At 35.5% G+C, this 22,969-nt stretch carries 12 protein-coding genes and 6 tRNA genes; 7 read left to right on the plus strand and 11 right to left on the minus strand.

Going from position 1 to position 22,969, the window contains the following annotated elements; genetic code table 11:
* The first annotated feature begins 201 nt into the window (after window positions 1–201).
* Window positions 202–1,035: a gliding motility protein GldN gene (gene gldN, locus K4L44_00470; protein QZE14402.1), complete on the plus strand. Its 834-nt coding sequence runs from the start codon at window positions 202–204 to the stop codon at window positions 1,033–1,035.
* 1,135 nt (window positions 1,036–2,170) lie between these two features.
* On the opposite strand, the gene K4L44_00475 is transcribed toward gldN, so the two are convergent.
* From K4L44_00475 to mutS, 7 genes are all read right to left on the minus strand, one after another.
* Window positions 2,171–2,243 (minus strand) — tRNA-Gly (locus K4L44_00475).
* Between the two features lie 66 nt (window positions 2,244–2,309).
* Window positions 2,310–2,394, minus strand: a tRNA-Leu gene (locus tag K4L44_00480).
* Between the two features lie 14 nt (window positions 2,395–2,408).
* A tRNA-Gly gene (locus K4L44_00485) sits at window positions 2,409–2,481 on the minus strand.
* A gap of 26 nt (window positions 2,482–2,507) precedes the next feature.
* Window positions 2,508–2,580: transfer RNA gene (locus tag K4L44_00490), tRNA-Gly, on the minus strand.
* Between the two features lie 25 nt (window positions 2,581–2,605).
* A tRNA-Leu gene (locus K4L44_00495) sits at window positions 2,606–2,690 on the minus strand.
* Between the two features lie 14 nt (window positions 2,691–2,704).
* A tRNA-Gly gene (locus K4L44_00500) sits at window positions 2,705–2,777 on the minus strand.
* 164 nt (window positions 2,778–2,941) lie between these two features.
* Complete coding sequence (mutS, locus tag K4L44_00505; GenBank protein ID QZE14403.1) at window positions 2,942–5,566, minus strand: DNA mismatch repair protein MutS; 2,625 nt, start codon at window positions 5,564–5,566, stop codon at window positions 2,942–2,944.
* Between the two features lie 413 nt (window positions 5,567–5,979).
* Here mutS and K4L44_00510 point away from each other — a divergent pair, with 413 nt between their 5' ends.
* Window positions 5,980–6,342, plus strand: a complete 363-nt coding sequence (locus K4L44_00510; protein ID QZE14404.1) for a hypothetical protein — start codon at window positions 5,980–5,982, stop codon at window positions 6,340–6,342.
* A gap of 64 nt (window positions 6,343–6,406) precedes the next feature.
* On the opposite strand, the gene K4L44_00515 is transcribed toward K4L44_00510, so the two are convergent.
* Window positions 6,407–9,115: a serine hydrolase gene (locus K4L44_00515; protein ID QZE14405.1), complete on the minus strand. Its 2,709-nt coding sequence runs from the start codon at window positions 9,113–9,115 to the stop codon at window positions 6,407–6,409.
* A 236-nt stretch (window positions 9,116–9,351) separates the two neighbouring features.
* Between K4L44_00515 and K4L44_00520 the strand changes: the two genes are divergently transcribed.
* From K4L44_00520 to K4L44_00530, 3 genes are all read left to right on the plus strand, one after another.
* Window positions 9,352–10,542, plus strand: a complete 1,191-nt coding sequence (locus K4L44_00520) for a DUF1343 domain-containing protein (protein ID QZE14406.1) — start codon at window positions 9,352–9,354, stop codon at window positions 10,540–10,542.
* A complete protein-coding gene (locus K4L44_00525; protein QZE14407.1) occupies window positions 10,539–11,972 on the plus strand; it encodes a hypothetical protein in 1,434 nt (477 codons plus the stop codon). Before K4L44_00520 ends, K4L44_00525 begins: the two co-directional genes overlap by 4 nt.
* Before the next feature lie 395 nt (window positions 11,973–12,367).
* Entirely contained in the window at window positions 12,368–13,507 is a 1,140-nt protein-coding gene (locus K4L44_00530) for an endonuclease/exonuclease/phosphatase family protein (GenBank protein QZE14408.1), read from the plus strand.
* On the opposite strand, the gene K4L44_00535 is transcribed toward K4L44_00530, so the two are convergent.
* From K4L44_00535 to K4L44_00545, 3 genes are all read right to left on the minus strand, one after another.
* Window positions 13,504–14,937 (minus strand): CCA tRNA nucleotidyltransferase, encoded by a 1,434-nt coding sequence (locus tag K4L44_00535; GenBank protein ID QZE14409.1) that lies wholly within the window; start codon window positions 14,935–14,937, stop codon window positions 13,504–13,506. The two genes, K4L44_00530 and K4L44_00535, sit on opposite strands and share 4 nt — an antisense overlap.
* A gap of 316 nt (window positions 14,938–15,253) precedes the next feature.
* Window positions 15,254–16,555, minus strand: coding sequence for a UDP-N-acetylmuramoyl-tripeptide--D-alanyl-D-alanine ligase (locus K4L44_00540; GenBank protein QZE14410.1), 1,302 nt, complete (start codon window positions 16,553–16,555; stop codon window positions 15,254–15,256).
* Window positions 16,556–16,609: 54 nt separating this feature from the next.
* Window positions 16,610–18,037, minus strand: coding sequence for an SUMF1/EgtB/PvdO family nonheme iron enzyme (locus K4L44_00545; GenBank protein QZE15927.1), 1,428 nt, complete (start codon window positions 18,035–18,037; stop codon window positions 16,610–16,612).
* 455 nt (window positions 18,038–18,492) lie between these two features.
* Between K4L44_00545 and porU the strand changes: the two genes are divergently transcribed.
* Window positions 18,493–21,678, plus strand: coding sequence for a type IX secretion system sortase PorU (gene porU, locus K4L44_00550; GenBank protein QZE14411.1), 3,186 nt, complete (start codon window positions 18,493–18,495; stop codon window positions 21,676–21,678).
* A 90-nt stretch (window positions 21,679–21,768) separates the two neighbouring features.
* Complete coding sequence (gene porV, locus K4L44_00555; protein ID QZE14412.1) at window positions 21,769–22,950, plus strand: type IX secretion system outer membrane channel protein PorV; 1,182 nt, start codon at window positions 21,769–21,771, stop codon at window positions 22,948–22,950.
* Window positions 22,951–22,969 lie beyond the last annotated feature (19 nt).

Below are 22,969 nucleotides of genomic sequence, written 5' to 3' on the forward strand. Positions count from 1 at the left end.
AGATAGTTTATTGAAAATTGGATGTTTTCTTATTTTATGAAAAAAAACAATAATGTCACCTATAGAATGGGGAATTCAATAGATTCTGACTTGTATTATGTTATCTGTTTGATTTTAAATTAATTGACTGTGTATAATAAAAGAGTGTATTATGTCGTTCATACTAATATAGTTGTTTCAATAATAATTAAAGCTATTCATATGAAACGATATACCCTTATTTATATCATTGCATTGCTACTAGGTTCTAGTCTCACGGTGAATGCACAAAGTGGACTTGTAGATCATAGTTTTAAGGAGAGAAAGCCTGCTGAACTACCACCCGTAAGAGAGGCTGATGTTATTTGGCAAAAAACTTTATGGAGGATTATTGACCTAAGAGAGAGAATGAATCAAAATTTATACTATCCAACAGTGTCAATAGGAGATCGTAAAAGTCTTGCATATTGTCTATTACAAGGAATACAACAAGGAGAATACTTGGGGTTTAAACCAGGAGACACAGCAAGTGAATTTAGTGAACCGATGACTTGGGGAGAAATTGTCTCTAGTATGACTTCTGGCTTTGCGAGTACAATGAGTCCTGATAGCATTCCTGATGATTACGATATTCAAGATAATATTGATTTCTCACTAGTTAAGCAACTGATGGTAAAAGAGAGTTGGTTTTTTAATAAACAGAGCTCTCGTATGGAGGTGCGAATACTTGCAATTTGTCCTATTTTGATCTATCCTAAAGATATTGTAAATCCGGATGAGAATCTAGTTCGTAAACTCACTTTTTGGGTAGAGTATCCAGATACAAGAAACTTCTTATGTAAAAATATGGTGTTTAATCCGTATAACGAAGCTAGAACTTTAAGTTTCGATGATGTCTTTATTAATCGCAAATTTAGTAGTTATATTGTAGGAGAGTCGAATGTATACAACAATCGATTTATTTCGCAATATGCGAAAGGAGAGGATGCACTGAAAGAGATGAAACGTATAGAGAACGAAATATTTAATTGGGAGCAAGATGTTTGGGAGTACTAGTACTCTTTCTTCTTTGAATATCTAAAACCAATAAATTTAAAGCACCACTATATATCCAGTAAACATGGAATATAGTGGTGTTTTTTTTATGATGTTTCGCTACTCTGTTTTTAAACGTTTACATTGTTTTATTTGATGCTTGGACTCGTTTTAGGGTAGTGTTAAGAGATCGTCTTATCTGCTCTTAAATCGTTTCTTTAGGCTATTGTTGAGGTGAGAAGAATATGTATTGCCTTATCTTGCATGTCTAAAGCTTATTGCTTTCCTGTTTGCCCTTAAAATGTGATGAATTTTCTATACGTAAACAGATCAAAGCTGTCTATATGAACTTTGTTTTATGAGGGATTACAGGCTACTTTCTCTACCCTTTATTCATGGTTTGCTCATGGTTCAGGCATCGAATCGATGGACAAACCATGGACAAACCATGGACAAAGTAGCCTACAATCCCCTATGAAATACTATTCAAATCCGTATCGTGGCACTGTCCATAAAAGTGTGTAAATTGTAATTAGTAATGTCCCATTTTGATATGAATTAGGTTCTCATTCTCTTTTTATAATATCTAATGCTATCGTTCTGTTTTCTTTTTTAAGTGGGGATGAGGTGTGAAAGTTATATATGATGACATGGATTGTCTGGTTTCGTAAGTAGAAGCAATCTTTTTTTTCAGATGGGAGAATTGAACTATTAATGGAGCGTGATTTTGTATTAGGAAATGTAATGTTTGAACTTAGTCTTTTTGATCTTTAGTGAAGAGGAGGTTTTCTTATATCCTTGTTGTTTGTTTCGTGACAAAGGATCTTAGAAGAAGAGTTTTATTGTGATTTTTTGTGTTAATTCTGAGAAATCTTGCAATGTTAAAAGTATTGAACAGTTTCTGTGAATAAGGAATAGATATAATTTGATTGTAAGCTGTTATGTAGGGTCTATTTTTTGTTTTAAACAGTTTATTAATTCTGTTGATAACTTTGAATAGAAAGGGTATTATACTTTTTTACAGGAAAAAATAAGTTCCTTTTTGCTGAAGAAGTGGCGGTGTAATTGGTAAAATGGATTATTCAGTTGAAATGTTGATAATCTCTTTATAAGATTAAAAAAAACCAAAAACAAGAGGTTGTTTTGGTTTTAACAGAGCGAAAAACGGGACTTGAACCCGCGACCCCAACCTTGGCAAGGTTGTGCTCTACCAACTGAGCTATTTTCGCAAAAACAAAAAAAATTCTCTAGGAATAGAGAATATTTGTGAATACAGAAATTGAATAAAAAAGTAGTACTCGGAGCGGGACTTGAACCCGCACGATCGCGATGATCATTGGATTTTAAGTCCAACGTGTCTACCAATTCCACCATCCGAGCGTAATACTTTAAAGAGCGAAAAACGGGACTCGAACCCGCGACCCCAACCTTGGCAAGGTTGTGCTCTACCAACTGAGCTATTTTCGCGTAAAATAAAAATAAATAAAGAACAGAGCGAAAAACGGGACTCGAACCCGCGACCCCAACCTTGGCAAGGTTGTGCTCTACCAACTGAGCTATTTTCGCGACGATTGAACAAAATAAAAAGTAGTACTCGGAGCGGGACTTGAACCCGCACGATCGCGATGATCATTGGATTTTAAGTCCAACGTGTCTACCAATTCCACCATCCGAGCGTAATACTTTAAAGAGCGAAAAACGGGACTCGAACCCGCGACCCCAACCTTGGCAAGGTTGTGCTCTACCAACTGAGCTATTTTCGCATTTGTTTAATATTTAAAAGAACGTCTTTCTTTTGAAAGGCGTTGCAAATATATAGGATATTTCTTTTCTGCCAAAGGCTAAAGAGAAAAAAAAATAAGGAAAAAACTATTTGGTTCGGTTTTTTCCTTATGATTCTATTCATTATCAAAAAAATAGAGAGATGTTAAAGGCCTGAAATTTTTTTGATTTCATCGAGCTTATTTAGTGCTTCCATAGGAGTTAGGTTGTTTATATCGGTATTTTTGATCTCTTCTCTAATTTGTTCGAGCACTGGATCGTCTAATTGGAAAATACTTAATTGATAGTCTCCTTCTGGTTTTGCGATGGTTTGAGCTGATTTAATTTCTTTGTTCTGATGATTGTGTCCAGACTTGCTTTCTAGCTGTTCTAGGATATTATTAGCCCTGTTTACAACCGATTTTGGCATTCCTGCAAGTTTTGCTACATGAATACCAAAGCTATGGTTCGATCCACCTCTTTCGAGTTTTCGAAGGAAAATAATTTGATTTCCAGACTCTTTAATAGAGACATTATAATTTTTAATTCTTTCGAAATCATTTTCCATTTCATTGAGCTCATGATAGTGGGTTGCAAAAAGTGTTTTTGCTTTAATATCTTTCATTTGATGGATATATTCCACTATAGACCACGCAATAGAGATTCCATCATAAGTACTAGTACCTCTCCCTAGTTCATCAAAAAGAATTAGGCTCCGTTGGGAGATATTATTTAGGATACTAGCCGCTTCATTCATCTCTACCATAAATGTGGATTCGCCCATAGAGATGTTGTCAGATGCACCGACTCTAGTGAAAATTTTATCTACAATCCCGATCTCTGCTTTTTGAGCTGGAACGAAACAACCTATTTGGGCCATTAATGTGATCAAAGCAGTTTGACGAAGCAGCGCAGATTTACCGGACATATTTGGGCCAGTAATCATCATGATCTGTTGGCTGTTGTTGTCCAATAGGATATCATTTGCAATATAGCTTTCTCCAATTGGTAGTTGTTGTTCGATCACGGGATGTCTTCCCTGTTTGATGTCAATAATCAAAGAGTCGTTGATGTTTGGACAGTTGTATTCGTTTTTCTCAGAGATCTTCGCAAAGGAGCTTAGACAATCGATACAAGAAAGAACATTTGCATTTAGTTGAATGGCTTGGATATATTCAGAGAGTGCACAGATTAGTTTATTGTAAAGAGAGAGTTCTAGTGCTGCAATCTTTTCTTCTGCACCTAATATCTTTGACTCATACTCTTTCAGCTCTTCTGTGATATACCTCTCCGCACTTACGAGTGTTTGCTTTCTAATCCAGTTCTCAGGGACTTTATCTTTGTGGGTGTTGCGTACCTCTATATAATACCCAAAGACATTATTAAACCCAATTTTCAAAGATGGGATTCCGGTCGCTTCGCTCTCTCTCTGTTGAAGTCGTTTTAAGTAGTCTTTCCCAGAGAAAGCAATACTTCTTAGTTCGTCTAATTCATCAGAAACACCATCTGCAATAACATTCCCTTTATGAAGCAGAACAGGAGGTTCGTTGACCAACTCAGCTTCTATTCGTTCGCGAATTGCAGTACAGGGGTTTAGTTGATCTGCATAGGATTGTAGTGTTTGGTTGTTAGAGGCTTTACAGTATGCGATAATCGGTTCTATGGCAAGTAACGCATCTTTTAATTGTGCTACTTCTCTAGGGTTTATACGCCCTACGGCTACTTTAGAGATAATTCTTTCGAGATCGGATATCTTTCGTAGTTCATAGTCTATTTGATCGCGAAGATTTTCTTGATCAGACATAGCAGAAACTACTTCTAATCGGTTGTTTATCGCATTCACATTTTTTAAAGGAAGTGCAACCCATCTACGCATCATTCTAGCTCCCATAGGAGTGATTGTTTGATCTAGAATTTTAATAAGGGTGGTGGCTCCTTCGTGTAGTGATCCAAATAGTTCTAAGTTATGAATTGTAAACTTATCTAGCCATACATATTTATCTTCTTCGATACGAGAGATGGAAGAGATATGTTTAATTTGGTGGTGTTGGGTCAGATCTAGATAATATAGAATTGCTCCAGCCGATACGATTCCTGCATGTAAGGTATCGATACCAAATCCTTTGAGGTTATTTGTATGAAAATGTTTTGTGAGCTTTTCTATTGAATTATCATAGTTGTATATCCATTCGTCTAAACCATAGGTGTAAAATGGATCGGCACCTACTGAAGACAATAGGTTTTTAGCATCTTTTGGAAATAATATCTCTTTGGGCCTAAAGGAGCTAATCAATTTGTCGATATAGCTTTTCTCCCCTTCTGCAACGAGAAATTCTCCTGTAGAGATATCTAGGAAAGCAACACCAATGTTCTGTTTGGTAAAAAATATTGATGCAAGAAAATTGTTCTCTTTATGATTTAGTACATTGTCGTCAATGGACACACCTGGAGTCACAAGTTCGGTAATGCCTCTTTTTACAATTTTCTTTGTTGTTTTTGGATCTTCCAATTGTTCGCAAATTGCGACTCGTTGTCCTGCACGAACAAGTTTCGGAAGATATAGATCAAGAGAATGGTGAGGGAACCCTGCGAGTTCTACAAAACTAGCTGCGCCATTGGCACGCTTGGTAAGGGTGATACCTAATATCGAAGCAGCTTTGATCGCATCTTCGCCAAATGTTTCATAAAAATCTCCTACTCTGAATAGTAATATTGCATCTGGATGTTTTGCCTTGATGGTATAATATTGTTTCATCAAGGGGGTCTCTACGTATTTCTTTGTTTGTGCCAACGTCTCTTATTTTTTTTGCTTTTACCTAAAAGCAAAGATATAAATGTTCTATCAATTATAAAGGAGACAATATGGGTTATACAAGTATAAAAATGGCATACATAGAGATTAGAAATGTAGATATTAACATAAATATAGCAATAGAATATTCATTTTTAAGGTTATTCGTGTGTTATATGTGGTAAATTTATTAATTTCAATGCTTTAAAATTAGACTTAGGTCTTTCTAATGGAATTATTAGAGAGTTAATAATTGAAATATAACCCGTAAACTCTTAGTCTTGAGGAGTTGTTTGAAAAAAACTAGTTTGTCGTAGTCATATACCTAACTGTTATTCATATAGGAACAGTGTGAGTTTGGAAGACTCACCTTTTCGATAATTTTCACAACTAAGAGTATTAGTTCAAGAAACATGCAGAAGAAAAAAGTTACCGTTACTGAAGAGACTCATTTTACTATATACCAAAGAATGGTACGTTTACGTCTGTTACCAACAAAAAAGCAGATGATGCAGGTTGGTTATGATGTAAAGAAACTTCATGATGAGACATTTCCTGATGTTACATTTACTTATCAAAAAGAGGAGCAGGAGCTTCCTGATCAAAAGAATACACGTTTTTTTGAGGTAAGATGGTACTCAAAAGAGAAACGCGATTTCGTGAAGGAAGTAGATGCAATATTAAAGGCTGTTGACTGTCCTAAGAAAAAGAGAGAGCGAAAGAAAACGTATGTCTCTACTCGTGATGAGAGTGTAAAAGAAAGAAGGACTTTCTAATTTATTTTTCGCTCATCTCCTTATTCCTAATATAGATTTAAATTTTGTCTTTATGATGATGTGCTTATCCAAGCTCTCTTTTATAATCAATGGAATCTATTAAGTTATATATGACTTGTTGCATTTGAGGTCTTAAGTTCAATTCGTAAAGAATACGATCTTTACGAGTTGGATAGACCCTATTAGAGAAGAAAATAAAGAGTACTTTTCCTTTAGGATCGGCCCAGGCAAACGTTCCAGTAAAACCTCCGTGTCCAAAGCTGTCGCTAGAACAGCCATAAGCTGGATAACACTCCTCCATGCTTTTATCGGAATTGTTGATTAGAGGCTTGTCGAAGGCTAGCCCTCGTCTATTTTCGTTTTCTGGGAACTGTTGTTTTGTAAACTCTTTTATGGTTGAAGGTTGAACAAATTGTTTGTCACCATATTTTCCATTATTGAGAAACATTTGGAATATTTTTGCACAATCAATGATATCTCCAAAAAGTCCTGCATTTCCAGAGACCCCTCCCATTAGTGCAGCTCCTTCATCATGAACGTAACCAACAATAAGGCGTTTTCTGAAGAATCGATCATTTTCTGTTGGGACATACCTGTTGTGGGCAAAGTACTTATATGGATTGTATGTAACTGTTGTTGCTCCAAGAGGTCGATAGATAGAGTCACGGAGATATTTTTCGTAATTGGTTTTTGTTATCAGCTCAATCATACGAGGGAAGGTGAAAAAGGCCAACCCTGAATAGGTGTATTTCTTCTTATCTAATAGTTCTGATTGGGTAATCTCTGAGTAGACAGTGTCCTTAAAACTATTTTTAATATAGAGGTTGGGAGCTATTTTAAGGTTATAATTTTTTGACTTATGGCGATGAACCACATCTCTTTTAAATTTTCCTTGTCGATCCATCGTGCTATTCCATAGAGGAAGGTATGGTTTAAGTTGCCCTTGATGTGCTAAAATATCTCTTAGAGGGATATCTTTTTTATTGGAGTTTTTCCATAGTTGCCAATAGGTAGAGTAAGGTTCATCTAATGATATCTTATGCTTTTCGTATAATTGCATGATTGGAATTGTAGGTCCAGTCACTTTTGTGATGGAAGCCCAATCATAGATATCGTCTTTTTTCACCTCTATATTCTTTTTGTAAGTGTGGTAACCATAGGTCTGATGGAAGATCACATGGTTGTCTTTTGCAATCAATATCTGACATCCAGGATATGCTTTTTCTAAAATTCCTAATTTTGCTAAGGAGTCTATTTTCGCAGTTAACTGTGTTGAGTTAATATTTTCATATTCAGGAGTTGAAAATCCAAGTCTTCCACTGTTTTTACGAGTCAGTCCATATCCTTGAGTATAGATAGGGGAGAGTGTATTGGATAAGATTCCATTAATTTTATTTGCACCCATTACAGACTGGGCTACGATATCTTGAGCCAATGTATTTTTCCCAGATGCCAATACTACAGATATATCATCATCAAGTAGCGTGGCATTTGTTAAAGCTTTTGCGTCTCCAAACCATACTAAAATGATGTTCTTCTCATCTAGTACTCTTGTAATGATTTTGAGATTTTCAACACTGTGATGATCAAATCCTTTAAGTCCTAAGATGATTTGTGTCTTCTTTGGTAGTTGACTAAGAAATGTATTGACCTCCTTATAGTTCACATTGGAGCTAATATGGAAGTCTTCAATGTGAGTGTATGATTTTAGCCTTTGAGTAAAGTGTGGTATCGAATCTTTTTCGAAGGTAATACAAGTAAAATGTTTTTGACCAAGATTATTTGTAGGAACCAAGCGGTTGGAGTCTTTTATAAGAACGATACTCTCTTCATACAGGTTTTGACTATATACTTTCTTAATGCTGTTTAGTCTGCTTAATGAAATAGTATTTTTTGTTTTACTCCATTTGTATAATTCAAAGATATTCTTGCTTGTGGATTTTAACTTAAAAGAGCTCTCCGAGTGCTTTGCCAAACGCTGTGCGATTTTGTCAACAATCTTCCACTGTTGAGGTTTAAGTACAATCATTTGATTTCCATTGAGTATCGAGTTTTGAGATATGTTCCTAATTTTAGAGTTAGAGTGAATCTCACTTAGGTTGTTTATATCGATAAAACAGTAAGTGCTAAAATGTACTGGGTCTTTAAGTATCTGTTGTATGGTCTTGGATGTGGCTCCACTATGATTGTAATTGTAGGCTGTTCCTTTCCATAAATGGTCGGAATCGGGATGATGATCCTCTCTATAATTTTTTATCTCTGTGGATAAGTTCTTTTTTGAAAGAGAGTAGTTTTCTGAGAGGTCGTGGATGCCTATTATTTTAGAGTGATGTAGTCCTTGCCAAAAGAGTTTGTCTCTCTGTATCTGCTTGCTTTTATATGCTGTGAGATTCTGTTCGATAGTATAACTCATTTTACTCCCCAATACTAATGATGGAGTGATATACATGGATGCTCCGATGGCTCTTAGATAGTTGCCATAAAGAGAGCCATAATAGTAAGCCAAAGAGTCGTTGTCTACTCTTTTTAATAGTGTAGGATCAAGATTTACAATAGGAGTTGTAGCGTCTGCTTTTATCGCAATAATTAGGGGACTTGCTATTCGCTTTTTTATCTTTTGAATCTGTTGCTTTAGAATGGTTGCTGACTTTTCTTTTAAAAGAACTCCTCCGACCTCCTCTTTCTCAATAATCCGAAGTCCTTGTATATAGAGGGAGTCTGTCGTCATATTGAGCATTATAACCTTTTCTGTCTGCTCTTTTAATTGTTTCAACTCCTCTTTGTCTTTATATATATTAGCATATATGTTCTGAATACAGAAAAATGTAAAAATAAAAAGGGTATATTTTATAGTGTGTGTGTGCATGTTTCCTATGGTGATTTGTGTATTTATTAAACCCTTCTGTGGTTTAAAAAGTTCTATTGGTTTGAAATTGTCTTTTTTGAAAGATCTAGGACCTCTATATCCTCAAATTTTGCTATTTTAAAAGATAAAAACAAGTTAAAAAGATGTTGAAACAAATAAAAAGTGGTAATAAGTCGATGATAATAGCTTTTGTGTTATGTTTTATAGTGATTGGTGCGTCCGAACTAAAAGCAGATCGACCAATTAAGATGGGAGCGCAGTCTACTGATATCTATCTTGATGAATTAAAAGGGGAGCGTGTCGGAGTGGTCGTCAATCATACATCTTATGTGGATCAAGTTCATCTTGTCGATTTTTTAGTATCTAAAAATATAAAGGTTCAGAAAATATTTGCACCAGAACATGGTTTTAGAGGAAATCATAGTGATGGTGCTAAGGTCTCAAATAGTGTGGATCCAAAAAGTGGTGTGTCGATTGTGTCATTATATGGAAAACATAAGAAGCCAACGGATCAAATGATGCAAGACATAGATGTCTGTGTGTTTGATATTCAAGATGTGGGATGTCGTTTTTATACATATATTTCAACTCTTTTTTATGTGATGGAGTCTTGTGCAAAGAATGATGTACGTTTGATTGTATTAGATCGCCCTAATCCTAATGGGGATTATGTGGATGGGCCTGTGTTAGATCTTAAATATCGCTCTTTTGTTGGAATTGCACCAATACCTATTGTTCATGGATGTACCATAGGAGAGTTGGCAAAGATGTATCAGGGAGAGAAGTGGATATCGAATGCTTCTAAGCTTCAAATGAAGGTGGTGCCATGTCAGGGATACGACCATAGGATGAAGTATGTACCTCCGATTGCCCCATCTCCTAATTTACCAAATTATAAATCGATACGACTTTATCCATCTTTGTGTTTTTTTGAGGCAACCACTGCAAGTATTGGTCGTGGTACTGAAATACCTTTTCAGGTAATAGGTTATCCTGATTCAACAATGGGAGATTTTACTTTTGAGCCTCAATCAATACCCCATGTCTCTAAATATCCGAAGCATGAGGGAGAAGTGTGTTACGGTGAATCTTTCCCTAATGATGAAGACTATCCAACATTTACTTTTAAGTATCTATATAATTGGTCGAAGAAATTTCAGTGTACTAATGACTTTGTCGATCGTCCTAAGTGGATGAATCTGTTGGTTGGTAGTGATCTTGTGGTAAATGCACTACAAAAAAAAATACCACTATCTCAATGGAAAGAGAAATATTCTAAGGATTTAACACGTTATAAGCAGGTACGGAAAAAATATTTATTATATCCTGAATGAAAAATATCTTGAGAGAATATAAGGTTTATTGTCGTGTTGTTTTATGGCTTGTCAGTTTTAGTCTTTTGCTTAATGCATGTAAACTTAATGATGAGGTCGGTTTTAGTGGTGGAGATTTGGCCTTCTCTACAGATACGATTATGGTGGATACGCTTTTTGCAGATCATGCCTCTAAGGTGTATAATTTAAAGGTTTATAATCCATCGGATAAGAATCTACTAGTTCACCACGTTAGCCTACAAGGTGGTGACAATTCTGTTTACAAGGTGAATGTGGACGGAATGAGTGGGAGTTCTTTTCAAGATATCTCTATTCTTCCTAAGGATAGTTTGTTTCTCTTTATCAAAGCGAAGTTTCCTTCTTCGGAGAATTCTGCTCCTATTTTAATGAAAGACTCAATCTTTTTTAAGACAGATATGGGAACAGCAAAGGTTCTTTTGATAGGATGGAATCAGAATTTTGAACGTATCCCATCTTTTACGGATACTAAAACAGTCTTAAAGTCCGATAAACCCTATTTGGTGTCTAAGATGGTGGAGGTCCCTGTATCTCATGAGTTAATTGTGAAGGCAGGAACTCAACTATATTTTGATTTAGATGCCGGAGTGAATGTCAAAGGTCGGGTAATTGTAGAAGGGACTAGCGATAGTTTTGTCCAATTCTACACATCTAATAGAGACACCATGTATCGAGATGTTGCCAATCAATGGAAAGGACTTTATTTTGCCTCTACTAGTAGAGACAATAAAATGTCTTGGTGTGATATTCGAAATGCAAATAGTGGTTGTGTCTTTGAGGAGGGTAGTTCTGCGAAATTGGATCATCTTAAGATGGAGAAGATGACTTGGACAGGAATACAAGCAACCAATGCTTCGTTACATGTTTCAAATAGTTTGATCGCGGATGTTCGATATTATGCTGTATTGTTACAGGGAGGAGGAGACTACTTTTTTGATTGTTGTACGCTGACAAATTTTAATAGTCCCAATCTAAATGGTTTTAGAACGAATGCATCTTTGTTTATAACCGATAATATTGAGAAAGAAGAGAAGTCGGCTGTAGCAGATTTTCATTCTTTAGTATGGCGTAACTCCATAGTGGAAGGCCCATTTTATAATGAAGTAGAGATTGTGGATAGTGAGAGTGCGCAAAAGGTGGTACAGTTTGAGCATTGTCTACTTCGATGTGATTTCAAGGCTTTAAACCTTCAAAAGGAACAAACAGAAGGATCGATGGTAAGCGATCGAAATACATTCATCGATAATGGAAAAGCAAATTATCATCTGTCTGAGAAGTCTTTGGCAAAAGGCTTGGGTATCTATACCGAGAGTTATTCCAATTTGGATCTTGATGGTCTCCAAAGAGGAGAGGGGAGTCGATATGATGTTGGGTGTTATCGCTGGACTATTCCAAAGAAAGAGGAGAAGTAATGATCTTACTTTGATTGCTTGTACCTCTATTGTTTCATCCCATTCTTGAGACATAATAGGGTTGAATTTCTTTGCATATTGTCTCTTACAATATAGTGTCTGTTTTAAGAAAATATCTTTATTTTTTTAATGGGTTTGAATTTTAAGCATTGGATGTTTATGGGGTTGAAGCTCCATTAAGGCTTTCAATACTTTGCTTCATACTTTAAATTATTTGATTGGATGATGTTCAATTTTATTTCTTTTTTAATAAAATTGAACATGTAATTTGAACGACGTGGTTAAAGAGATGCAAATCGATGATAGTCTATTTTGATACGATCTTAATGCCTTGAATCTTCAAAGTGAACAAATCGAAGTGTCTATTGTAAGTGATAGAAATACTTTCATTGATTATGGCAAAGCGAACGATTACCTATCAGAAACCTTTTTGGCAAAATGGTTGGACATCCATATCTAGAGTTATTCTGCATTGCCATTCTTTGGTCTCTAAAAAGGAGATCAGTCTTGATATAATGAGGGATGTTATTATTGGACTATTCTTTACAGAGAGGTGGAATAGGGTTCTATTTATTTCTATTTGGATCTTTATTTCAACAACCCTTTTTGCTCAAGAGGGAAGTCCATATGCTTTGCGTATTGTCTCTTACAATGTAGAGAATCTGTTTTATCCTGAAGATGATCCAGATATTGCAGATGATGAATTCACCATAAACCATTATAGAAGATGGGGATATTCTAGATATTTTCGTAAGATCTCTCAAATATCTAAAGCGATAGTGGCTACATTTCCCTATGACTATCCTGATATTGTGTGCCTATGCGAAATTGAGAATAGACAGGTGTTACATGACCTAATAGGCAGTCCTTTGTTGAGGAGTGCGAACTATTCCATTGTGCATCGGGATGGTCCTGATCCTCGTGGGATTGATGTTGCTTTTCTTGTAAGAAAAGATAAAGTTTATCTCGATTCAATAAGTTTTGTTGAGATCCCTTTTCATGAGAAATATTTTAGAGAAGTGGTGCATGTTGCCGTTTCGTGGCTTGGAAGTCGTTATCATTTTTGGGGTTTGCATCTTCCTTCAAACTATTCTGGAGTGAAGAAGTCGCAACAAAATAGACAGCGGTGTATGGAGTATTTATGCCAACAAATTGCGGCTGATAGAAGCAACGATTGTCATTTTATAATGGGGGATTTTAATACTGAACCTACGAGTTCTTGTATTAAATATCTAGTGAATCAATTAGGTAAGAAGGGTGAAATATTAAACTTAATATGTCCCAATAAGAAAAGTCCTGGGACACTTCGTTATCATGAATTCTGGTTTTTGTATGACATGATTTACTTATGGAAGAAGCTCCCAGAAAATGTTTGTGTCATGGAGGCTAAAGTGTGTAATTTTTCTTTTTTAATGGAGCAAGATTCTAAGTATGGAGGGGTGAAACCTAAGCGTTTTTTTATTGGTTATCGTTGTCAGGAAGATGGCTTTAGTGACCATCTTCCTGTCAGTATTGAACTATATTTTGAACATTAGTTCTTTCTCTCTTTGGGCTCATGGTAAGTTAAACCTAACTCGATCCCTTTATTTTTCATAAACTCAAACGCTTCGTCGAAGTCATTGCGGATCTCTCCATCTAAGATTGCATCTTTGATAGCCATCTTGATAGTGCCAATCTCTCTAGATGGCTTTAGCTGAAAACACTCCATAATAAGCTCACCAGATACTGGCGGTTGGAAGTTTCTTATCGCATCGCGCTCTTCTAACTCATTAAGTTTTTCTCTAACGATCTTAAAATTCTTAAGATATTTCTTGACCTTTTCAGGGTTCTTCGAGGTAATATCTGCTTCACATAAAGTCATCAAGTCATCTATGTCATCACTCGCATCAAATAGAAGTCGTCTTACTGCTGAGTCCGTAACGATATCTTCCGAAAGAATTATAGGACGCATATGTAAAAAGACCAACTTCTCTACATACTTCATCTTATCATTGAGAGGAAGACGCATTTTTTTGAAAATGTTTGGAATCATTTTACTTCCAATATGGTTGTGCGCATGGAATGTCCATCCAAATTTAGGATGAAATCTCTTTGTTTTAGGCTTCCCAATATCGTGAAGAAGTGCTGACCATCTTAGCCATAAATTGTCTGTGTGTTCACAGATGTTGTCCAGAACAGCTAGGGTGTGATAGAAGTTGTCTTTATGCCCAATTCCATTGCGAACTTCTCGACCTTTCATGGCTTGAAGTTCAGGAAAAATGATTGCAAGAAGTCCTGTTGATTCAAGTAGTTTAAAACCAATAGATGGTTTTGATGTTAACATGATCTTATTTACTTCATCGATGATTCTTTCTCCTGAAACAATCTCTATACGAGATGCATTATCTGTAATGGCTTTTAAAGTGTTCTCTTCTATATCGAAGTTTAACTGCGTTGCAAATCGTATTGCTCTCATCATTCTTAAAGGATCATCAGAGAAGGTGATACCTGGCTCTAAAGGAGTGATAATACGAAGGTCTTCCATATCTTTCATTCCTCCAAATGGGTCTACTAGATCTCCAAAAGAGTCTTTATTTAAAGATAATGCCAATGCATTGATGGTAAAATCTCTTCTCTTTTGGTCGTCTTCTAGTGTTCCATTTTCAACTATTGGCTTGCGCGAAGTTCTTTGGTATGACTCTTTTCTTGCTCCTACAAACTCCACTTCACAATCATTAATTTTAATCATTGCTGTCCCAAAGTTCTTGAAGACACTCACTTTGACTCTTGGTCCATATTGTTTGGCTACTTCTTTTGCTAACTCTATTCCACTACCTACGGTTACAACATCGATGTCTTTAGATGCACGGTGAAGAATCAAGTCTCTAACATATCCACCGATGACATAGGTCTCTAACCCCTTCTCATCAGCTACTTTTGAGATAGTTTTAAATATATGATGGTCTAAATATGATTTTAGATTCATTGCTTATTATTATATGATTAACAAAGCATATATGCTTTCTGGTACAAAGTTATAAATATTCATTCAATCTATAACGTTATCTCAGAACATACGCTGGTTTGTTTTATGAAAAAACAACTAATTGGTCTTCTATTTAAAGGTGGGATGCCCTTTCTCCCTTTATTTAAAAATTATAGAAGTTCTTTTTGTCAATTTGAAAGGAGTGACTTTTCGGATGAAATGAGGAGTATTCAATTACTCTTTATCTGGAATACTTAGAATGGGGAGTGCATAAACAAGGGCTTGCATGAGTGAAAGCCCTTGTTAAATACTTGTATTAAAATAAGTATAGAATTTTCTCCAACCCGATACCTCTGGATCCCTTAATAAGAACTAGAGAGTTCTTTATCTCTTGATCTTTAAGATAGGCTATCAGTGATTCTGTGTTAATAAATGTATGTTCGCTAGGAGCAATTTTAGAGAAAATATCTCCAACAAGAAAATATGTTTGGATATTCATCTCTTGTAATTTATCTATAACAAGTTGATGCTCCTTCTCTGAAACATCCCCTAACTCTAACATATCTCCAAGAATGATGATTTTTTGAGGATGTTTTAGTTTGTCGAAATTGAGTAATGCTTCCTTCATACTCGAAGGATTTGCATTATAAGTGTCTACAATGAGATCGTTATATTTTCTTCTAGTATATTGTGATCTCATATTAGTAGGGACATACTTATCAATTGCCTCTTTGATGAGTAATGGTTCAACATGAAAATGTCTACCTATACAGATTGCTGCAGCGATATTCGCACAGTTATATGAGCCCACAAGATTGGTCAGTATATATAGATATCCTTTCTCAAATTTGGCTTTAACTCGAATCAGAATACTATGGTCATTCTCTTCTGTAATGTAGGTGTCGGCATCAGAATTTCCTGTAGTACTGTAATGAATTGTTTTAGCTCCTTTAGGAAGTAGGTTGTTTAAGAGGGTATCTTCATGATGAATGAATATCTCCCCTCCTCTAGATACTACACTATGGTATAGCTCTGCTTTGGTCTTTTGAATCATTTCAAATGAACCAAACCCTTCAAGGTGTGCTTTCCCAACATTTGTAATGATTCCATAATCGGGTTCTGTTATTGAGCATAGAAATTCAATTTCTTTGGGATGGTTTGCCCCCATCTCAATAATCGCAATCTCATCCTCTTTTTTGATCTTCAATAGTGTCAGTGGAACCCCTATGTGGTTGTTGAGGTTGCCTTCTGTTGCAATGGTTCTATAATTTTTCTTGAGAACAGATGCAATCAGTTCCTTTGTGGTTGTCTTACCATTTGTGCCTGTAATGCCTATAATCTTTGTTTTACAGTAGCGTCGATGATACAGTGCAAGTTGTTGAAGAGTTTCTAAAACATCTTCAACGTACAGGTATCTTGGGTCTTCTTTATGGTAATTATGATTATCATATACAACATAAGATGCCCCTTTTTCAATGGCCTCATCGATATACTTATTCCCATCAAAGTTTTCTCCTTTTAACGCAAAATATATACTTTTTGAGATAATCTTCCTTGTATCTGTGGAGATAGAACCTTGTTCTAGGAATATTTTATGTAGAAAATCAATCGTAATCATACTTATTATCATAAAAAAAGACTCCTGAGTGGAGTCTTTTTGATTAATGTCTTTTTAATTATCGATGTTATCCGGATCTCCTAAATGTGTCATGGCACATCGGAACCCTATATCGTCGGTACTTGAATTTTCATTTGTATATCTTCGAGAACCTGGAGATAACCAATATGGTCTATCTTTCCAACTACCTCCTTTATATACGCGAACATGGTCGTCAATACGAGGTTTTACATTTCCTGCAGGATCACCTGGATACATGCTATTACTACCTTTTTTCTTATTGTCAGTAGTAGTCCAGTCATCTCCGAGAATAATACGTGATTGGTAGTCCCCGTCATTGAAGTTTACATAGTTTGCAACAGTATCTTTCACTAAACGTCCGTGTTCGTCTCGTTGTAGATTGCCATCTGCATCTTTACGATATTGGGTGTATACATTTCCTCTTATTGGTTGAAATTCAGATACATCCATAGATGATAGTGGTCTGTATACATCATAAACCCACTCGTTCACATTTCCTGCCATTCCATATAAACCAAGATCATTTGATCCAACTTGAGTTACAGGTCCAGTGATATCGAAACCATCGTTAAGATGCCCTGCAAGTCCCATTAGGTCTCCTCGTGACCTAGTAAAATTGGCACGAATCTTACCTCTATTTTTCTTATCATCATTTCCATAACGTAGATGATGGCCATTCCATGGATAGATTCTTCTTTCTGTTAAAAGTTCTCCTTTGGTGTTCCCTTGAAGACCTAAAGCGGCAAATTCCCACTCAGCCTCAGTAGGGAGACGATAACGTGGTAGTAGAATTCCATCAGACTGTTTAACACGTCTGTTCCCAGACTCTTTAGATAAGTCCTCTATTGGGCTTTTACCATCAACACCTTTATACAATCCTGCATAATATGATTCAGTAGTAAATACTTCTTGTCCCTGCTGTGCAGCATCGAGTGTTAAAATACCATTATCAATAAGTATTTGCTCATTTACACGATCTGTACGCCACTTACAATAATTCGATGCTTGAACCCAGCTAACTCCAACAACTGGATAGTCACTGAATGCTGGATGGCGAAGATAATTTTCTAGATATGGTTCATTGTAACTTAACTCTTCTCTCCAAACAAGTGTATCAGGAAGTGCTTTTTGGAACTCCTTTTTGTCATCTGGATATACTCGTTCAATCCAATGCAAATACTCTCTCCAGTCCACATTTCGAACTTCTGTTTCATCCATATAGAATGATGCGACAGTGACTCTACGAGGTGTATTATTCCAATTAAACATTACATCTTGTTCAACACGTCCCATGGTAAAAGTACCACCTTGAACATATACCAAACCAGGTCCTGCTGCTTGTTCATAACCTGACTTGTATTCAAAGCCACCATTATCGGGATTGTTGTATTCCCATCCCGTTGTAGCAGATCTTTCTCCAGAACCGCCACCTTTCTTCTTAAATAGGCTACACGATGACATTATTGTCAACAACCCAACAAATATTAGGATTCTTTTGATACTCATAATTGATGTGGATTAATTCACTTTTCCTTTTCGACATTCACAAATATAACTAAAATTGAATACACTATATTGTTAATATGTAACAAGAATTTCATTTTTTCAACAAATATTCAGTGTAATATATTGTGTTTCAATTTATAAAACATAAATTTTTTACATTAAAGTTGTTTTTTAAGCAATTTTGAAAAGTAGCTTCTATAAATTAAATAACAATATAAAAAGGAGTGTGCCGTTTTACAATAAGTATAAATATACAAAAAAACATAGTAATACAAGTCATGGCAAGACATTCTGATATGAGGATTAAAATCTATACAATTTTAACAGTTTCAATAATAGTAATTTTGTGTTGTTGCTCCACTCTGTCTGCTTCTAATAAGACACTTATTTACTCAAGCCCTCAAGCGGGGATGATGAAATTAAAAGTGAAGAGTTTGAACGACCACAATTTAACATTGAACACCTTGTCTATATGGACTACTAGAAATACAGAAATTGATAATAGTGAACGGTTTGATTTTAGAGATTTAACAGAGATTTCATATTATGTAGGAACGGATATAGATGGGGATAAGGCTGTATTCTTCTACTTACATCCTACGAATGATTGGAGATATAATCCGTATTCCAAAAACTGGGAGTGTAATTCAAATCTGTATTCAAGGAGATCGTATGTATATATTACAGACAAACCGGCCTCGGTTCAGTTCTCAAGTGTTCAACGGAATAAAAAAGAAGGAGCTGTTACTCTAAAAACGTATGAAAAACTGCATGCTTCTTTCTTTAGAAAAGAGAGTATTTTACATTCAGGACGCAAGTGGTATAGTGAAGGATTATTAGGGTCAAAGCGATATCATATACCTAAAGTATGGGATCGTAATACTTTAAGTTCTAAAATTACAATATCTGGAATAGGAAGGAGTTCATATTATTCTAAAGCACAATTATTGGTGGATGGGAATATTTCCAAAACGGTAAATCTGAATAAAGTTTTTGATGCCCATGAAGGGGTGGCTGCTTATCCTTTTATTTTTCGCAACATTAATGCTTCAGAAAATACCTCTTTGGATGTTTTTTTACAGGGAAATGATGACGTGAAATATCATATGAGTTTTATACAATATGTATTGACTAACTCCCTCCGTTTTGAGGATAATACGCTGTATTTTCAAAATAGTCAAACGGTAGAAGGCTCAAACACGAGTTATAATTTTGAGATGTCGAATATTTCAAGTTCTATGAAGGTGTGGGATATTACAGATCCCCTTCATTATCAGGATATTGTTGGAACTAAGGTCGGGAGTATTCTCTCCTTTGAGGATATACATAAAGATACTGTCTCAAAATATGTTGCTTTTGATCCAAGAAAAATCACTCATACTCCTGACCTGGAGAAAGAGATTGGTTCGATTACAAACTCATTCCAATCTTCCCCTGAATATATCATTATTTATCATGAAAAGTTTAAAGAGCAAGCCGAAGCATTTAAGCGAATTCATTCTGATAATATGATTGTTGAAACGGTAAATGTCGATGATGTTTTTACGTATTATGGCGGTAATATAAAAGACCCAGGAGCAATTCGTAACTATTTAAAGCGTCGTTATGACAAGCAGCGAGGAACCTCTCATCCTCTAGAGTATGTGCTTTTTTTAGGTAGAGGTACTTATGATCCAATTACTCCGACATCGAATAAGAATCCAAATTATGTGCCAAGTAATCAATCATTAAATTCTCTAGATGGTTCCAAGACATTTGTTTCTGACGATGTGTTTGGCTTAATGGATGAAGGGGAAAATGAATTATTTGGTACCGTAGATCTTGCTGTAGGACGGATACCTTGCATTACGACAGAACAAGCTGATGCCGTATTAAATAAAATTCGTGGGTATATCAGTCCGGATAATAATGGTAACTGGAGTATGAGGTCGTGTGTTATTGCCGATGATGGTGATAATGGAATCCATTTAAAAGATGCAGAGCGAATTTCAAGTTATATCTCCACAGGAAATCCTTCAATGTTAATTAATAAAATATATTTTGATTCTTATCCCAAAGATCCTGCATTAATACGAAGCTATCCCGATGTTACTAATAGTATAAAGGAGTTTATGAAAGAGGGTGGGTTAATCATGAACTATACTGGGCATGCGAATACGATGGCTTTGGCTCATGAAAGAGTAATAGAAAAGCAAGATATTCATTTATGGAATAATGGTTATCATTTACCTCTATTTATTACTGCTACTTGCGATTTTAGCCATTGGGATATGAAAGAAGACATCTCTGCAGGAGAAGAAATTCTATTTCATAAGAATGGAGGTGGTATAGGACTCTTTTCTACCACAAGGCTTGTCTATTCTTCGTCTAATTACCAGTTAAATAAGAATATCTATAAGGAGCTATTTGTCAAAGATTCTCAGGGAAATCCCCCTACTTTAGGGATCGCGATGAAGCGAGCTAAAAGAGAGACCTCTGGGGTTATTAATAAGCGGAAGTTTTCGTTGATAGGAGACCCTGCGATAAAACTAAAGATGCCTAAGCTACGAGTGTCCACAGATATCGTAGATGGAGAACCTATTGGAGACTCCGATGTTAAAGTAAAACTTCTTTCTCCAGTTGCAGTAGAGGGTTCGATTAATAACTCTAATGGAGATGTTTATAAAGGGAGTGGAAATTTAGTGGTAAAAGTACTGGATAAAGCAATTGATGTCCAAACCTTAGGAAATTCCGGGAATAATGTAGAAGGTTATAGCGAACAGAAAAATGTGCTTTTTCAATCCAATGTATCTGTAGAGAATGGCAAATTTGATTTTGTCTTTGTTTTGCCTAAAGATATCTCATATAAAGATGGGAACTATAGGATTTCATACTATTTTAAAGGAGATAAAATAGATGGAGTTGGTGATTTTGTTAAAATAAAGAGTGGTGGTGTCTCTTCATCTGTTGACAATGACAATAAAGGACCAAGTATTCATTTAGAAGTAGACTCCAAAACTTGGGAGAATAATATTTCTATTGGAGAAGAGCCAACATGGAAGTTTTATCTGGAAGATACCAATGGCATTAATACTTCTCTATCAAGTATTGGCCACCAAATGGTTTTAATATTAGATCATGATAATAGTAAACGATTTGTTCTAAATGATTATTTTCAATTTGATTCAGACTCTTATACCTCTGGGGTCGTGGAATGGAAACCATTGGGTTTAAGTAAAGGAAAGCATCATTTTAAAGTCAAATTTTGGGATTTATTAAACAATTCTAATGTTTTAGAGGGTAGTTTCAATGTGGAGCCATCTCTTGAGGTAAATGTTTCATTAATATATCCTAATCCTACAAAAGGTATTATAAATGCTACCATCTCTCATAATATGGCCTATTCAACAGTTTATTCTGAAGTATTCCTTCATGATTTCTCAGGGCGTATTATTGCAAGAAAATCTCTTGATTTTATTAACACAGAGAGTAATATTAATATAGATCTTAGAGAGTTAGGAGCTTATGTTTCGGGTGTTTATATTCTGCGTTTTGTTTCGAAAAATAAGGATGGTGAGCATACACAGACAAGTAAGAAAATAATATTAGAATTATAGGACTTGATTTATACTAATAGTTGCCATTTTGCGTTATCTTATCATAACAATTCTTTTTAATTCTATTAATTCTGTCTAAATAAAGATATAATGAGTCGATATTGGCATAAGATATTTGGTGTAGTATGTTTGCTTTTGGCAATTTCTACTACCACAGTGATGGCACAAAGTGAAGGGGCTACTGTAACATCTTCTAAGATTATTAGTAGCGCAGTCCCTTTTCTGACGATTTCACCTGATACAAGAGCAGGAGGTATGGGGGATCTTGGTGCAGCGACATCTCCTGATGTTAATTCACAACATTGGAATCCTTCTAAATATGCTTTTATTGATGGGACTTCTGGTGTAGGTATTTCATATATACCATGGCTGCGTAACTTAGCTGATGATATGAGTATCATGTATTTGAGTGGTTATTACAGACTTGATGACAAACAAGTTATAAGCTCTTCTCTTAGGTATTTTAAATATGGAAGCATTCAATTAGCAGACAGTCAAGGACAACCATTAGGGGTGAATAATCCGAATGAATATAGTTTTGATATTGGTTATAGTCGAAAATTAACTGATAAATGGAGTGGTGGTGTTGTTGTGCGATATATTGATTCTCGTCTAAATGTTGTTAGTGATGGGCTAGAACCAGGAAAAGCTTTTGCTGCAGATGTCTCTTTTTATTATAAGAATTCTTGGAGAAGACATAGTCTAGATCGTACTTTCTCAATGGGTGCTAACTTCTCAAATATTGGTTCAAAAATATCTTTTGACGGTGGAAATACAGAAAGTTTTATTCCTGCGAATATGCGCTTAGGGTTTGGTTACTCTATGGAGTTAGATAAATACAACAAGATTGTATTTAATATGGATATAAGTAAACTGATGGTTCCTACACCAAACCAAACAGCTACAGAAGCGAGTGATGGAACAATTTCTGTTTCTATCAATACAGGAACTGACCAGGGAGTTATTAGCTCTATTTTTAACTCATTTGGAGATGCACCCGAAGGGTTCAGCGAAGAACTTAAAGAGTGTCAGTTATCTGGAGGTATTGAGTATTGGTATGCAAATCAATTTGCACTTAGAACAGGATATTTTTATGAGAATGAAGATAAGGGAAATCGTAAGTATGCTACATTAGGAGCTGGTGTTAAACTAACGAGTTTTATACTTGACTTTGCTTATATGATTCCTACAGAACAAAATCATCCATTAGCTAATACATTAAGATTTTCTATTACCTTTGATATTGGAAGTATGTTGAATGCTGGTCGTTAATATTGAGTGTAATTAGATC

It is taken from the genome of Prolixibacteraceae bacterium, from assembly GCA_019720755.1.
GTDB classification, from domain to species: Bacteria; Bacteroidota; Bacteroidia; order Bacteroidales; family Prolixibacteraceae; genus Halosquirtibacter; species Halosquirtibacter laminarini.